Here is a 14835-nt window from a genome sequence, read left to right as displayed (position 1 = left end):
ACAGAACAACAAATCGTATTGCAATGTTGCAGCAACAACTCGGGCCGAATGTTGCAGGAGAGGCCTATTTTGCTAGCGTTGGCTCATGTCCACCGCGTCGAAGTCCACTGTGAGCAGCGAGAACGTCGCCGGTAGCCTCGTCACCCGGATCTTGGACGCGGCCCTGGTGCTCTTCGAGCAGGTCGGCGTCAAGAAGACGACGGTCGAGGAGGTGGCCCGGAAGGCCGGTGTGGACCGGGTGACGGTCTATCGGAACGTCGGTGGCCGCGACGACCTGGTGCAGGCCGTGATCAGCCGCGAGGTGGCCGCGGTGCTCGCCGAGATCACCGAGATCGTCGACCGGCACGACGAGCTCGGCGATCTCGTCGCCGACATCTTCGTCACCGTGCTCACCCGCTGGCGCACGAATCCGCTCGTCGAGCGCATGCTGGCGCTGGAACCGGCGCGCGTGGTCCTGAAACTCACCGTCGACGGCGCGGGTCCGTTCGCGATGTCGGTCCACGCCACCGCCACCGCGCTCCAGCGGGCCGTCGAACGAGGGATCCTCCCGCCGACAACGGATCTGACCACTCGGGCGGAGATCGTGTGCCGGATCGTCCACTCGCTGATCCTCGCGCCGCACGGGCTCACCGAACTCGGGACCGACGAGCAACTCGACGCTTTCGCGCGGAAGTACCTGGTGCCGGTGGTGACCGGATCGAACGCCGCGCCCCGCTGACGCCGAAACGTTCCCGGGCTCTGGAATGCCGCGCGGAGATGTCCAACGGGCGAACGCTCAGTTGTACTCCGTGGTCTGAGGTGCGGGGTGACGTCTCCGGCCTTGCGCTGTCGCGGCGAGCCGGGACTGGAGCAGGTGGCGGCCGATTGGCTGTTCCCCAGCGGCGCAACGTGTTCCAGCTCGGTCGGAAGATGATCTCGTCCACTTGGCGATCCCGGATGTGCCGTTGACCAGCGCCACGTCGAATCTGTCGCGTTCGGCGAAACCGGTCCTCGGCATCTCCCGCGCGGTCGTGCCGACGTGACACTCGGCCCTGCCGGCGGCAAAGCCACGCGACATCCGCCCGCAAATAGCGGACGGTGTGCTATTAGAGGGGCAGCCAGGCGGTGACCGCGTCGCGACTGGTGTCCGCGCGATCGTGAACGGGTCGTCGAGCATCGTGCCGCTGATCATGTCGAAGACGGTGTTTCACTGTGGCTCCGTACATCTGGCCCGTGCCCGTGCGGTGAGGCATCGCTCGATGTCTTTCCATCCAGAAGCCTTCAGCCAACGAAGAGATCAGGTAGCTGCATGTTGACTGTGTGAGGAAAAGGAGGAGGGGTGGCGATCGCGATGACCTGCAAGGTGGCTGTCGTCGGAGCGGGCTTCGGCGGTATCGGGATGGGAGTCGGGCTGCGACGGGCCGGGATCACCGATTTCGTGATCTTCGAACGGGGCGGCGACGTCGGCGGGGTCTGGCGGGACAACACGTATCCGGGGTGCTCCTGTGATGTGCCGTCGCACTTGTATTCGTTCTCGTTCGCGCCGTACCGGAGTCGGCGTGTCCGATATCCACGTCAGGCCGAGATACTGGAGTATCTGCGCAGGGTCGCCGCCGACCACGGTTTGGTTCCGCATCTGAGATTGGGCACCGCCATCAGTGCGGCGCGGTATCTGGAAGCCGAGAGCGGGTGGGAGCTGACCACCTCCGAGGGCCAGCGGGTGTTCGCCGACGTGGTGGTCTTCGCTGTGGGCCAACTGCACCGGCCGCATATTCCGGATCTCGCCGGCCGGGCGGATTTCGCCGGACCGTCATTCCATTCCGCGCGATGGGATCACGAGCAGAACCTGCGCGGAAAGGACGTGGCCGTGATCGGCAACGGCTCCAGCGCGGCCCAGATGTTGCCTGCGCTGGCCGCGATCGCCCGTCAGGTCCGCGTCTTCCAGCGCACGCCGCACTGGGTGCTGCCCAAGCCGCCCGCCCATTTCGGGCCGCTCGCTCGAACGGCGCTGCGGCTGCCCGGCGCTCACCGTCTCTATCGCCGAGTCCTGTACTACGGCGGCGACGTCCTGCTCGCGCCGATCATGCACCGAGGGTGGTCGGCGCGGCCCGCCGAATGGGCTGCCCGGCGGTACCTGCACCGCCGGATCGCGGACCCGGGGCTGCGAGCGAAACTCACACCCGACTATCCGATCGGGGGCAAGCGCATCATCTTCGACAGCCACTACTACTCGGCCTTGAGCCGCCGGAACGTCGAGCTGATCACCGACCCGATCACCCGGATCACCCGCGACGGACTGCGCACCGCCGACGGCGCACACCATCGGGCCGACGTGATCATCTACGCCACCGGTTTCCGCGCTCCGGAATTCCTGGTCCCCATCACCGTGCGCGGACGCGGGGGGGTGCTCCTGCACGACCAGTGGCGCTCCGGAGCGACCGCGCTGCTGGGCGTTGCGGTCCCGGGCTATCCGAATGCCTTCCTGATCGCCGGGCCGAACAGTTTCAACCCCGCGGGCAGCAACCCGGAAATGAAGGAGTGCCAGGTCGACTACATCATCCGTTGCCTGCGCTGGCGGGATCGGATCGGTGCGTCCGCCATCGAGGTCAGGATGACCGCGATGCGCGCACACCAGCAGTGGCTCGAGCGAGCGGTCGCCGCGACGGTGTGGCCCGCCACCGAACCGAGCTGCTGGTACAAGCACGACAGCGGGCGCGTCACCAACCCGTGGCCCGCCTCGGCGCGTGCTTTCGATCGCGCATTACGGCGACCGCCGTCCGAATCGTTTTGTGCGGTTCCTCCCGATCCGGCGGATCCACTCGAACCGGGGCAGTCCGCACCGGAACCGACCGCGGGAATCCGCTCGGAATGAGCAAGCTCGGCCGAGCTGCTCTTCGCCGCTACCGCGGTGTTCCCGGTCGATCGGCCGGATTCGCGCCCGAGCCGATCGGTTCGTAGAGGGCGATGTGCCAGGCGGAGCCGGGCGTAGGCCGGAGCGCGGCGCGACGTTCGTGCGGTCCGACGACCGGCTGTGCCGCGTCGAAACCTTTGCTGCGCAGCCGGTTCAACGCGGCATCCAGATCGTCGACCTTGATCGCGAGAAACGGGCTGTCGTCCGCGCGGTCGGTGCCAGCGAGCATCACGCGGACGCCGTTGCTGTCGAACTGGGCCCAGCGGTCGCCGTCGACGACGGTGGGTTCGGTAGCCAGGACGGCGGTCAGCAGCGCCACGGCGGCGGGCAGATCCTCGGTGGGGTAGGCGGGGCCGATCCGTTGGATCGTCATGAATGGTTCCCTAACAGTGCGTGGTGCGGGCGCGTTCAGGAACGCCGCTCGGCGTGGGCGGCGCGTACGGCCGCGTAGGCGGCGGTGTTGGCCGGCACCGCCTCGGGAAGGTTGTCGGCCATGCTCATGAAGCCGTGGAACATGTGCGGCTGCACCGCTGCCGCGGGCCATAGATCCGGACCCGGATCTCGGGCGCGCCCTGCGGGCCGGGAATCCGTCGTTCCCGCACCTCGGCATCGCGGCCTTCCGCTACTGCTGCGGGTCCGGCGGCAGGAACTTGCCCGCCGCCAGACCGCCGTCGATGGTCACCTCGGCGCCGGTGATGTAGGCCGAGGCGTCGGAGGCCAGGAACGCGACCAGTTCGGCGACCTCCTCCGGCGCGCCGGTGCGTTGCAGCGGCAAGGACGGGAAGCTGCCGGGGCCGGTGGTCAGGTACGGGACCATCGGTGTCGCGATCGGGCCCGGGTGCACCGAGTTGACCCGGATCCCCGCCGGTCCCAGCTCGAGCGCGGCGGTCTTGGTCAGTCCGCGCAGTCCCCATTTCGAAGAGCCGTAGGCGGAGTGACCCATCAGTCCCTCCAGGCCCGCCTGCGAGGAGATGTTGACGACCGATCCGCCGCCCGCCCGCGTCATCGGCTCGATCGCGGCCTGGATGCCGCGGAACGGACCGACCAGATTCACGCGCAGGATGGCCTCCAATTCCTCTGGCGCGGTGTCGGTCAGCGGCTTCGCCGTGTAGATGGCGGCGTTGTTCACCAGGACGTCCAGCTTGCCGAACGCGGAGACCGCCGTGCCGACGGCGACCTCCCAGTCGTCACCGCGGCTGACGTCGTGCCGGACGAAACGTGCGGCGGCGCCGAGCGATTCGGCCAGTCGCGTGCCTTCGGCTTCCAGCACGTCGGTGATCACCACGCGGGCGCCGCGTGCCACGAACAGCCGCGCCTCGGCGGCGCCCTGCCCCCTGGCGGCGCCGGTGATCAGGGCCACCTTCCCACTCAGGTCAACCATGTCGAACTCCTCGATGTCTTGCCGGGATCAGCTGTTACGGAAGTGGGGAATGACCTTCTCGCCCCAGTGCCGGATGGTCTCCAGGCAGGCCTCTTGCGGCACGGTGCCCATCTGGATGAGGCAGAGGATCTCGTCGGCGCCCGCGGCCTGCAGACGCTCGACGTAGGCGATGGCGTCCTCGGGGCTGCCGTAGGCGTGCTCGACGTTGAACACCGAGGTCGCGCCGGTCTTCACGGGGATCTTGGCCTCGTGCAGGTAGGCCACGTGATCGTCGGCCGCCTGCTTGATCGCGGCGACTTCGTCCGCGTTCGGGTCCACCGCCTCGTCCGGAGCCGGGCCCGCGCCGTAGTAGTGCTTGATGGACTGCGCGAAGAAGCGCTGGCCGCGGGCGCCGATCTGCTGGGCCTTTTCCCGGTCGTCGAGGACGATGGTGGGGCACAGCGCCGCGAAGTGATCGTTCACGACGGTCGACACGAATCGCTCACCGGTGCGCGCGGCGATCGCCTCGTCGTAGGTGCGCCGCAGTTCCGCGATCTCCTCCACACCCGCGAAACCCAGGACCAGCGCGCCGATTCCGTAGTCGGCCGCCATCTTCAGCGTGTCCTTCTTGGTGCAGGCCATGAACAGCGGCGGATGCGGCAGCTGCTCCGGCCGCGGCAGCAGCGAATGCGGCGAGACCTGCAACAGTTCGCCGTTGTACTCGAATTCGCCCTCGGGGTCCTGCCACGCTTTGCCGATCATCCGCAGCGACTCCTCGACCTCCTGGTAGGTGCGCTCGGGGTCGACACCGCACATGGAGGTCTCCACCGGCGTCGCGCCGCGGCCCGCGCCGAGGTCGAGCCTGCCGCCGGACAGCACATCGAGCATCGCGGCGCGCTCGGCCGCCCGCACCGGGTGGTTGAAGTTGAACGGCATGCACACCACGCCGTGCCCGATCCGGATCCGCTCGGTCTTGGCGGCCACCCAGGTCAAGAAGACCTCCGGGGCGCTCATGTGGGCGTACCACTTCAAGCCGTGGTGCTCGACCGCCCACACGGTGTCGAATCCCATCTGATCGGCGAGCACCGCCTGCTCGACGCAGTCGCGCAGCACCTGGTGCTCGTGCTCGCGCGAGGGGTTGGCCATCTGGGCCTCGAAGATCATCGAGAACTTCATCCGGTCTCCTTGTCGATCGCCCGATCGGGCGTTTCGTCGGGGTGATTGGTCCCGCTGCGGGACGGTCGGGAGCTGTATGCCTAATCGAAATATGACCGCCGGAACTTCTCAGGTCAGGAGCCAGTCCCGCTGGCCGGGACCGTCCGGTGCCGTGCCCCGGTGGGCGTCCTAGCGTCGGTCTCGAGCGACGGTCAGAGAGGACGGAAATCGGTGGGACAACTCGACGGCAAGGTGGCGCTGGTCACCGGCGGGGCACGGGGGATGGGCGCCGAGCATGTGCGGCAGTTCGTGGCCGAGGGCGCGCGGGTGGTGTTCGGCGACGTGCTCGATCACGAGGGAACGGCGCTGGCCGCGGAACTGGGCGAGGCCGCGCGATACGTGCACCACGATGTGACCAGTGAAGCCGATTGGTCCGCCGCGGTGTCGGAGGCTGTCGAGCACTACGGGCGGCTGGACGCGGTGGTGAACAACGCGGGCATCCTGCGGTTCGTGCCGATCGCCGAAATGGCGCTGGCGGACTTCAGCGCCATCATGTCGGTCAACGTGACCGGCACCTGGCTCGGCATCAAGACCGCCGCGCCCGCGCTCGCCGAGACCGGAGGCGGCTCGGTGGTGAACGTCTCCTCGGTGGAGGGGTTCGTCGGCGCCGCCGGGCTTTCCGCCTACAGCGCGAGCAAGTTCGCGATCCGCGGCCTCACCAAGTCGGCCGCCCGTGAGCTGGGGCACCTGGGCATCCGGGTCAACTCGCTGCACCCTGGCGGCATCGCCACGCCCATGACCGCGGCGGTGTCCGGCGCTTCCGGCGTCGACGGCGACGGGTTCTTCGCGAGCCTGCCGATCCCGCGCTGGGGGCAGCCCGTCGAGGTCTCCCACGTGGCGGTGTTCCTGGCCTCGGATGCGGCCAGTTACTGCACCGGAGGCGAATTCGTGGTCGACGGCGGCATGCTCACCGGCTGCGGCTACTGACAGGAAGCGATGTGATGACTCAGGAATTCGAATTCGACGTGGTGGTCGTCGGTTCCGGCGCCGCTGGCATGACCGCCGCCTTGACGGCCGCCTACCGTGGACTGTCGGTGACGCTGATCGAGAAGAGCCGCGCGTTCGGCGGCTCCACCGCACGGTCCGGCGGCGGCATCTGGATCCCCAACAACCCAGTGCTGCAAAGCGAAGGCGTGCCCGACAGCCCGGAACTGGCCCGCACCTATCTCGCCGCGGTGGTGGGCGATCGGGTTCCGGAGGCCAGACAGCGGGCCTTCCTCGAGCGCGGACCGGAGATGATGCGCTATCTCGGCGCTCGCAGCAGATATTGGGAATTCGTCTACGACCGCGGCTATTCCGACTACCATCCGGAATTCCCCGGTGGTCTGGCCCAGGGACGCAGCATCGAGCCGGCCCCGCTGGACGGACGGCTGCTCGGCGGCGACCTGCACAAGATCAACCAGCCGACCATGTCCGGTCCCAAAGGCATCGCCTTCACCGTCAGCGACTTCCACGATCTGAACATGATCGCCCGCACCTGGGCCGGGAAGCGCACCGCGATCAAGGTCGGCATCCAGGCAGTGGGGAACAAGCTGCGCGGGCGGCTGCCGCTGAGTCTTGGCAAGGCGCTCGCGGCCCGGCTGTGGTTGTCGCTGCGCGACGCGGGGGTGCCGGTGTGGCTGAACACGCCGCTGACCGAACTGATCACGGAGGGCGACGCGGTGGTCGGCGTACGCGCCGAGCGCGACGGGACGCCGGTGGTGATCAAGGCGCGCCGCGGCGTGGTGCTGGCGGCGGGCGGTTTCGAGCACAACCTGCAGATGCGTCAACAGTATATGAGCGGCCCCCAGTCCACCGACTGGACAGTGGGCGCGACCGAGAATGTCGGTGAGGGCATCGTCGCGGGCCAGAAGGCCGGTGGCGCCGTCGATCTCATGGACGACGCCTGGTGGGGCCCGTCCGTGCGCAATCCCGACGGGCCGCCGTTCTTCTGTCTGGCCGAACGCTCTCAGCCCGGCGGCATCATGGTGAACCACGCGGGCGAGCGGTTCGTCAACGAATCGGCGCCGTACGTGAACGTGGTGCACAAGATGTACGAGCAGGAAGCGGCGGGTGTGGGGCACATTCCGGCGTACTTCATCATGGACCAGCGGTTCCGGGACCGGTACCTGTTCCTTGGCAACTTCCCGAAACGTCCCCTCCCGCAGAAGTATCTGGATGCCGGGATCATCCGGCAGGCCGACACCTTGGCCGAACTCGCGGCGAAGATCGGCGTGCCGGCCGCGGCGCTCGCCGCGACGGTGGAGCGGTTCAACGGCTTCGCCCGTGCCGGTCGCGACGAGGACTTCCGCCGGGGCGATTCCGCGTACGACCGCTACTACGGCGATCCGACGGTGCGGCCGAATCCGTGCCTGGCGCCGATCGAGCAGGGCCCCTTCTACGCCGTCGAGATGGTGCCTGGCGATCTGGGCACCAAGGGCGGTCTGGTCACCGACGAGCACGCGCGCGTCCTCGACAGCGACGACCGGCCCATACCCGGCCTGTACGCGGCGGGGAACAACTCGGCCTCGGTGATGGGCAACGACTACGCGGGCGCGGGTGCGACCATCGGGCCCGCCATGGTGTTCGGCTACATCGCGGCCGGCCACATCGCAGGCGAGCGGACGGGATCGACCGCACAGCGGGCACAGACATCGGAAGGAGCGCGTTGATGGGACGCGTCGACGGCAAGAACGTGATCGTGACCGGCGGTGCCAGGGGAATGGGCGCGGCTTTCGCGCGGCGGCTGGTCGCCGAGGGCGCCAGGGTGGTGATCGGCGACGTCCTGGTGGACGATGGCGTGGCGCTGGCCGCCGAGCTGGGCGACGCGGCGACCTTCCTCCCGCTCGACGTCACCGACGAATCGGCGTGGAACGACGCGGTCACCTATGCCGAGAAGGTCTTCGGGCCGGTCTCCGGCCTGGTCAACAACGCGGGGATCGTCCACGTCGATCCGATCGAGAAGCTGTCGGAAGCCGATTTCCGCAGGGTGATCGACGTCAATCAGGTCGGGGTCTTCCTCGGCATGAAGGCGGTGCTGGGGTCGATGCGCCGGGCCGGAAGCGGCTCCATCGTCAACATCTCCTCGATCGGCGGCATCATCGCCTTCTCCAACATCCTCGGTTACACCGCGTCCAAATGGGCCGTGCGCGGCATGACCAAGACCGCCGCGCAGGAGTTCGCCGCCGACGACATCCGCGTCAACTCGGTGCACCCCGGTGTCGTGGTCACCGAGATGACCGCGGATTCCGCACGTTCGCAGGGCATGTCGGGCAACCAGCCGATCCGCAGGCCCGGCCGTCCTGAGGAACTGGCGAACCTGGTGCTGTTCCTGATCAGCGATGAGTCGAGTTTCAGCACCGGCTCGGAATTCGTGGCGGACGGCGGCTACACGTGCCTGTGAAGACCTCCGGCAGGGCAAACCGGCGGACCGACCGCCGCGCGAGACAAGGAAATCGACCGTGAAGAACTTCGAGGGCAGGACCGCGGTGATCACCGGCGCGGGCGCGGGCATCGGCCGGGCGTTGGCGATCGAGCTCGCCCGACGCGGCGCCCGGCTGGCGCTGTCGGGCCGCAACGTGGAGAACGTCGCCGAGACCGCGGCACTGTGCGGCAGAGAAGGCGCGCAAGCCCGCGCCTACAAGCTGGATGTGACCGACCGGGAGGCGGTGTACCGCCACGCCGACGAGGTGGCCGAGGACTTCGGCCGGATCAATCTGGTGGTCAACAACGCCGGAGTCTCGCTGACCGCGAACGTGGAAGAACTCAGCTGGGCGGACTTCGAATGGATCGTCGGCATCAACTTCTGGGGCGTGGCCTACGGCACCAAGGCGTTCCTGCCCCATGTCGTCGCCTCCGGTGACGGCCACATCGCGAACGTGTCGAGCATGTTCGGCCTGGCCGCCTGCCCCAGCCAGGGCGCCTACAGCGCGACGAAATTCGCCATTCGCGCCTTCACCGACGCGCTGCGGCAGGAAATGAATATCGCCGGGCACCCGGTGGGCGTCAGCAGCGTGCACCCGGGCATGATCAAGACCGAGATCGCGTGGAAGGCGCGGGCGGGCGGCGATCGTGATCGCGACGCGCTGGCCGCCAACTTCGACCGCCTGGCCAAGACCACCCCGGAGCACGCCGCGCGGGTCATGGTCAACGGGATCCGCAAGAACAAGGCGAAGATCCTGATCGGCGCGGACGCCCACGTGATCGATTGGCTGCCGAGGCTTTTCGGGGCGGGGTATCAGAAGATCCTCACCGCCCAGATGAAGAACGAGGTCGCCTGACAGCACGTCCGGCGGTGGTCCACCACCGCCGGACACTCAGTCGTCGTCCTCGATCAGCAACAGACAACTTGCCTCCAGGTGCACGATGCACTCATCCGGGCGATGCAGGCGGTGGATGTACCGCAGCTCACGGGCGCGTTCGCGGGTCAACTCCAGTAGGCGCACCTGACACATGAACTCGGCAAGCATGCCGTCTGCTTGGACAAACGTCCTGTGCTGTGACGGATCTGAGAAAGTCACCACGGCCTCCCTGCCGGTGCCGCCGCTCCGGAGGACACCGGAATGTGCTCCCCTCGGCATTCAGGCACCTGGCGAGGCCCCACGAGTGCGCGCCGAGAGGTCAATCCCATAATCCGGCGCATGGGAGCGGCGGTAGGTCGGCACGCACGTCGTCATCGACCGTGACAATCAGCGCGGTGAATCCATGTGCCAGTTGCTCTGCGACGCTCTGCGCTTGGTCGGCGCGGGCTTGGTAATCCATAGCCAGCGAGCCGATCTCGATGTGGATACGGCGGATATGCCGCGACGGGAGAGCGGGTGGCATTGCGGATCACTGTGGTTCGTCGGCGGACGGGGCAACGCGCCCGGCTGCGGTCAGCGCCTCTAATGCGGTTGCTCTGCGGGGATATTCCGCGCCTCGACAAGCTCTGCGGAAATGCACGACCGTGTGCGACCGGCCGACCGTGAGGCGCTGCTCGGGTGGTGGATGAACGCCAAGCGGAGTCATGGTGGCGAGTTGGTGGATGGCGAGCGCCGCGTATGGCATCGAGTGAACACCTTCTCTGCGAAACAGTATGGATCGGTCGAAGGCGCCCGCCACCAAGGGCTCTCGCCACCTACCCCGGCTCTCCGGGGCGGGTGCGCCGTCCTAGGGAGTACGGCGTCAGCTTGGTGTCGGGCACCGGAAACAACAGTGCCTGTCTGCCATTGGTGCGCGCGATCGTGTAATGGTCGGGTAGTGTTCGTCTCACGTGCGCGTTTTCCCAGTTCAGATGGCAAATCGTAAGGTGGGGGAATGGTCAGAGGACGGGCATGGACCGGCTTCGAAGCGGTGGCGCTGCAAGAAGCGATGCGGCGATCGGTCCGGGACTTCGCCGCCTTACTGGGACTGGAGACGACAACCGTCAACAACTGGCGCACCGGCCTGAGTTCCGTCAGGCCGCGGTCGGGCACACAAGCGATCCTGGACACGACCCTCGACCTCAAAGCCACTCCCGAGGACCGGGCACGATTCGAGCAGATCGTGGCCGAAGGCGAGGCTGCGTGGCGGAAGAGGCACCAGGCGCCGACCTGCCGCTCGACGCGTGTGACTGCTGCGCCGGGAGACGACGAAGCGACCGGCACTTCGCACCGGGAGTGCGGTGCAGTGCGCGGATTGCCGCTGTCCGGTCACGGTGGCGGTGGCGGTGAAGAGCTGCTCAGTGTGCTCGCTCGCGTCCACAAGCTGAACCGGTCGATCGATCCCGAAATTCTTCAGCAGTTGCAAGACTGCACGCTTCAGACCATTGCCCGGTACGAAAATCTCGATCCATTCGCGCTCGTTCCGCCGCTCCGGAAGCAGCGTGTTCGGCTCGCTGAACTCATCGACGAGTGTGGTCACCCGGGGCAGCGGGAGAAATTGTTCGAGATCGCATGCGAAACGTCAGGATTGCTTGGTTATACAGCGGTGGGGTGTGGAGATTTCCCACTGGCACGTGCCTATTGCCTGGAATCTTTTCACCTCGGCGACTATGCGCAGAACAACAACCTCGTGGCATGGGCTCGCGGCATGCAAAGCTTCTGCGAATACTATGCCGGGCAGTACGATAAAGCGCTGCGCTACGCACAGGACGGTCTGAGATTCGCCGGTGCCGGACCGCAAAGCGTGCGGCTTGCGATCAACGGCGTCGCGCGAGCGATGGGGAAGATGGGTGATGCCGAGGGGGTGCATCACGCGGTTGACGAGGCATATGAACGCTTGTCGCGCGCTTGTGCCCCGGCGGCGGTTCCTTCCAGCATCGCACTCGAGAGCTATGACGCGGCGCAGGTTGCCGGGAACGCGGCCACGTCGTACCTGTCCTTGGCGATCCCGGACAAGGTCGAGCAGTATGTGCGGCTTGCGTTGCCCGAGATGACGGGTGCGAAATCCCCGTGGGGTCGTTCGCTGGTGATGATCGACCTGGCTCGTTCGCATGTTCTGTCCGAAAACGCCGACTTGGACGCAGCGGCCGCGATCATGCTCGATGCGCTCGATGTGTCCCCCGGCAAGGCGATGATGCGAGTCCGGCGGCGGAGCGCGGAGTTCTTGCAGGAGGCGGGCGCCAGATGGGGAGAAACGATACAACTGCGTGCTGTACGGGAGGCGCTGGTGAATGTGGCGGATCATGATGGGCAACATGGATAGCTCGCACGTTCAAGAGCAGGAGCGGCGGGTCGGCCTGCTCGGTCACTACTGGTTCTTGACTTTCGAAAACGCTCCCAACGTACGATCACTAGCTGAACGCTGCCAGCAGGTGTTGGATGCCGATTCCTTCTATCCGGTTCACCCGGATGGTCTGCATCTGACGCTCGACCGTATTGCCTACGACGGCCAAAGTTCACCGGAACAACTCGAATCCGTCGAGCGGGCGGCACGAAGCGCTGGTCGATATCAGAAACCTTTCACTGTGACCGTTGAGCGTCTCGCCGACCTGCGGGGTGCGTTAGGGTTCGCGGTCGTTCCTGCCGAGCCGGTACGCGCCCTCCGCGACACTCTGCGCATGGCAACACGGGCCGTCTTCCCGGACGCACCAGTGAAAGATTCGCTCTCCGAACCGCATATAACGATCGCCTATCCGCTCGGCGGTGATCTGTCGGCTAAGGCCGCTGCCATTGCTGTGAGAACGAATCCGACGATCGAAAGGGTGGCGGTGGCGGTTACCGAGGCGGTCATGGTGGCCTTGGAACGCCATGACCACTCGTACTCGTGGAAAATCACGGCGCGCATCCCGCTGACTGGCGACCAAAACCCGCCGACATGTTCGTCGGTCCCCCATTGATGAGGAGCACTGTGAGTAATGACGACGACCATGGCGGCAGGGTCTTCCGCGAAGCCTGGATCGCCGGCGTCACCGCTTACTATCCGGGTACGCCGAAGGACGGTTACATGGCTCCCTGGGAGGACGTGCGGGACTGGGAGCGGGCCAGTGCGGCGGCGGTCTACGGTCAGGTGGTCGCCTTCCTCGAACTCACGCGGAATGCGGCAGCGCGCCTGAGTCCGGAGCTGAAAGGGCAATTCGTGGCGATCTGCTGGATCGGGCAGATTCTGGCGCGGATACCGGACCCGAAGCCTGGCTATATCGCGCCGTGGGAGCAGTTGCCCGAGTGGCAGAAGAAGACCGATATCGGAATTTTCGAAGCGATAGAGCGCCGAGTGGAAGTCTCCGGGTCCACCGCCGCCTCGTAGGGCACACCCAACGGGCACCGTTGTAGGCGTGGGCAGGGCTCTGAAGTGCTCAGGACTGGGACCCTTGCGAGCGCAGGACGCGTTTGAGGACTTTGCCGCTGGCGTTTCGCGGTAGTGCGGCTACGACCTCGATGTGGCGGGGGGTCTTGAATCCGGCCATACGGGTGCGGCTCCACGCGATGATCTCTGCGGGGTCGATTTCGGTGAGGCCGTGGGGGACGACGTAGGCGTGGGCGACTTCGCCGAGACGAGCGTCGGGGACGCCGACTACCGCGGCCTCGGCTATGTCGGGGCGGGTGTGCAGGATTCGCTCGATCTCGGCGGGGTGGACGGTGAATCCGCCCACGATGAACGTATCGGTGCGGCGGTCGGTGATGCGGAGGTAGCCGTCGGTGTCGAGGGTGCCGATGTCGCCGGTGTGCAACCAGCCACCCGAGTCGATGGCGGACGTTGTCGCGGCGGGGTCGTCGAGGTAGCCGTGCATCACGTTGGGGCCGGAGATCACGATCTCGCCGGGTGATCCGACCGGTAGCGGTCGTCCGGAATCGTCCACGATCCGAATCCGCACGCCGGGCAGCGCCTTTCCTGCGGTGGCGGCGAGGAGTCTCGCGGGGGCGTCGGGGGTGCAGACCGTGGCGACGCCGGTGGATTCGGTCAACCCGTAACCGGTGAAGACCTTTTCGACGCCCAGTTCTCGGCGGATTCGCTCGACCGATTCGGTCGGCACGCTCGAACCGCCCGTGCCCGCCAGGCGCAGGGAACTCAGATCGCGGCCGACTGGACCGCCGTGCGCGAGCAGGTCGTGGAAGAGGGTCGGAGGACCGGTCAGCACGGTGATCTGGCGGCGCTCGATCACATCGAACACTTGCTCCGGCTCGAATCGGTCCATCGGCGCCATGGCGGCGCCGCGCAGCAGGCACGCGATGATCCCCGCCTTGTAGCCGAAGGTGTGCGAGAAGGGGTTGACCAGCAGATATCTGTCCTCGCCGGACAGGGTGACCGCGTCGGCCCAGTGGCTGAACGCCTCGATCGTCTGCCGGTGGGTGGACGGCACGCCTTTCGGTATTCCGGTGGTGCCGGAGGTGAAGAGGATGTCGGAGACCGAATCCGGGTGTACGGACCGGCTCCGGGCACATGCCTCTGCGACGGATACTTCGTCGCCGAGCGCAAGAAAACGCGACCACGAGAAATCCTCGGACACCTCGTCGAGCAGGACGGTGGTCCGCAACTCCGGCAGCGAGCGCCCGGCCTGGCGCAGCATTTCCGGGTAATCGACGCCGAGGAACGCACCCACGGTCAGGAGCATGCGGCAGCGGGTGCGCGCGAGGATGTCGGCGGCCTCTGGACCGCGCAGGCGGGTGCCGATGGGCACGAGCGTCGCGCCCGCGCCGAGCACGCCGAGCGCGGCGACTATCCATCGCGGGGTGTTGGGCGCCCAGATCGCCACCCGGTCACCGGGCCGCACCGATCGCGCCAGCACCGCCCGGGTGACGCGCTGCGCCGCCGCGGCGAGTTCGGCGTAGGTCAGCTGCCCCGGCGCTATCACCGCGAGCCGCGCGCCGTCGCGGCGTGCCCGCTCGGCCAGCACCGCCGGAATCGTCGCGGAGTCGTGCTGCGGACGGTCGGGCGCGGAAGCCGATCCTGTTCCGAGCCCACCGGCCGCCCGCCGTCGATCCATGCCCCGATC

General features: G+C 67.2%; 14 protein-coding genes. 9 read left to right on the top strand and 5 right to left on the bottom strand.

The genetic code is table 11. The features are described 5' to 3' along the window. Positions 1-85 precede the first annotated feature (85 nt). Together ON21_RS25120 and ON21_RS25115 are read left to right on the top strand one after the other, a co-directional pair. Positions 86-718, top strand: a complete 633-nt coding sequence (locus ON21_RS25120; protein ID WP_039801523.1) for a TetR/AcrR family transcriptional regulator — start codon at positions 86-88, stop codon at positions 716-718. A 600-nt stretch (positions 719-1318) separates the two neighbouring features. Next, positions 1319-2851: a flavin-containing monooxygenase gene (locus ON21_RS25115; protein ID WP_063821122.1), complete on the top strand. Its 1533-nt coding sequence runs from the start codon at positions 1319-1321 to the stop codon at positions 2849-2851. Between the two features lie 28 nt (positions 2852-2879). Here ON21_RS25115 and ON21_RS25110 read toward each other — a convergent pair whose 3' ends face one another. From ON21_RS25110 to ON21_RS25100, 3 genes are all read right to left on the bottom strand, one after another. Beyond that, the gene (locus tag ON21_RS25110) at positions 2880-3263 is read right to left on the bottom strand and encodes a VOC family protein (protein WP_051021319.1); all 384 of its coding nucleotides are present in this window, start codon (positions 3261-3263) and stop codon (positions 2880-2882) included. A 249-nt stretch (positions 3264-3512) separates the two neighbouring features. Then, positions 3513-4271 (bottom strand): glucose 1-dehydrogenase, encoded by a 759-nt coding sequence (locus ON21_RS25105; protein WP_039801521.1) that lies wholly within the window; start codon positions 4269-4271, stop codon positions 3513-3515. A gap of 27 nt (positions 4272-4298) precedes the next feature. After that, entirely contained in the window at positions 4299-5426 is a 1128-nt protein-coding gene (locus ON21_RS25100; RefSeq protein WP_039801519.1) for an LLM class flavin-dependent oxidoreductase, read from the bottom strand. Positions 5427-5636: 210 nt separating this feature from the next. On the opposite strand from ON21_RS25100, the gene ON21_RS25095 reads away from it, so the two are divergent. Genes ON21_RS25095 through ON21_RS25080 form a run of 4 tightly spaced genes read left to right on the top strand, consistent with a single transcriptional unit; the run spans position 5637 to position 9724 of the window. Beyond that, entirely contained in the window at positions 5637-6392 is a 756-nt protein-coding gene (locus ON21_RS25095) for a glucose 1-dehydrogenase (RefSeq protein WP_039801517.1), read from the top strand. Positions 6393-6406: 14 nt separating this feature from the next. Further along, positions 6407-8116 (top strand): 3-oxosteroid 1-dehydrogenase, encoded by a 1710-nt coding sequence (kstD, locus tag ON21_RS25090; RefSeq protein ID WP_039801515.1) that lies wholly within the window; start codon positions 6407-6409, stop codon positions 8114-8116. Next, on the top strand, positions 8116-8847 hold the full coding sequence (locus tag ON21_RS25085) for a glucose 1-dehydrogenase (protein WP_039801513.1): 732 nt from the start codon (positions 8116-8118) through the stop codon (positions 8845-8847). The genes kstD and ON21_RS25085 overlap by 1 nt, the downstream gene beginning before the upstream one ends. Before the next feature lie 58 nt (positions 8848-8905). Continuing rightward, positions 8906-9724 (top strand): SDR family NAD(P)-dependent oxidoreductase, encoded by an 819-nt coding sequence (locus ON21_RS25080; protein WP_039801512.1) that lies wholly within the window; start codon positions 8906-8908, stop codon positions 9722-9724. A 36-nt stretch (positions 9725-9760) separates the two neighbouring features. On the opposite strand, the gene ON21_RS39330 is transcribed toward ON21_RS25080, so the two are convergent. Further along, positions 9761-9913: a hypothetical protein gene (locus tag ON21_RS39330; protein ID WP_169332730.1), complete on the bottom strand. Its 153-nt coding sequence runs from the start codon at positions 9911-9913 to the stop codon at positions 9761-9763. Positions 9914-10739: 826 nt separating this feature from the next. On the opposite strand from ON21_RS39330, the gene ON21_RS36055 reads away from it, so the two are divergent. Genes ON21_RS36055 through ON21_RS25055 form a run of 3 tightly spaced genes read left to right on the top strand, consistent with a single transcriptional unit; the run spans position 10740 to position 13148 of the window. Beyond that, positions 10740-12107, top strand: a complete 1368-nt coding sequence (locus tag ON21_RS36055; RefSeq protein ID WP_051021317.1) for an NsdA family TPR-like regulatory protein — start codon at positions 10740-10742, stop codon at positions 12105-12107. After that, entirely contained in the window at positions 12088-12741 is a 654-nt protein-coding gene (locus ON21_RS37345; RefSeq protein ID WP_157170959.1) for a 2'-5' RNA ligase family protein, read from the top strand. The genes ON21_RS36055 and ON21_RS37345 overlap by 20 nt, the downstream gene beginning before the upstream one ends. A gap of 11 nt (positions 12742-12752) precedes the next feature. Beyond that, positions 12753-13148, top strand: coding sequence for a hypothetical protein (locus ON21_RS25055; protein WP_245562717.1), 396 nt, complete (start codon positions 12753-12755; stop codon positions 13146-13148). Between the two features lie 49 nt (positions 13149-13197). Here ON21_RS25055 and ON21_RS25050 read toward each other — a convergent pair whose 3' ends face one another. Continuing rightward, complete coding sequence (locus ON21_RS25050; protein ID WP_083880867.1) at positions 13198-14826, bottom strand: AMP-binding protein; 1629 nt, start codon at positions 14824-14826, stop codon at positions 13198-13200. Positions 14827-14835: the final 9 nt, after the last annotated feature.

It is taken from the genome of Nocardia araoensis NBRC 100135 (genome assembly GCF_000308435.1).
GTDB classification, from domain to species: domain Bacteria; phylum Actinomycetota; class Actinomycetes; order Mycobacteriales; family Mycobacteriaceae; genus Nocardia; species Nocardia araoensis.
Note: the sequence above shows the minus strand (reverse complement) of the source record. Positions and strands in the feature narration are given on the sequence as shown.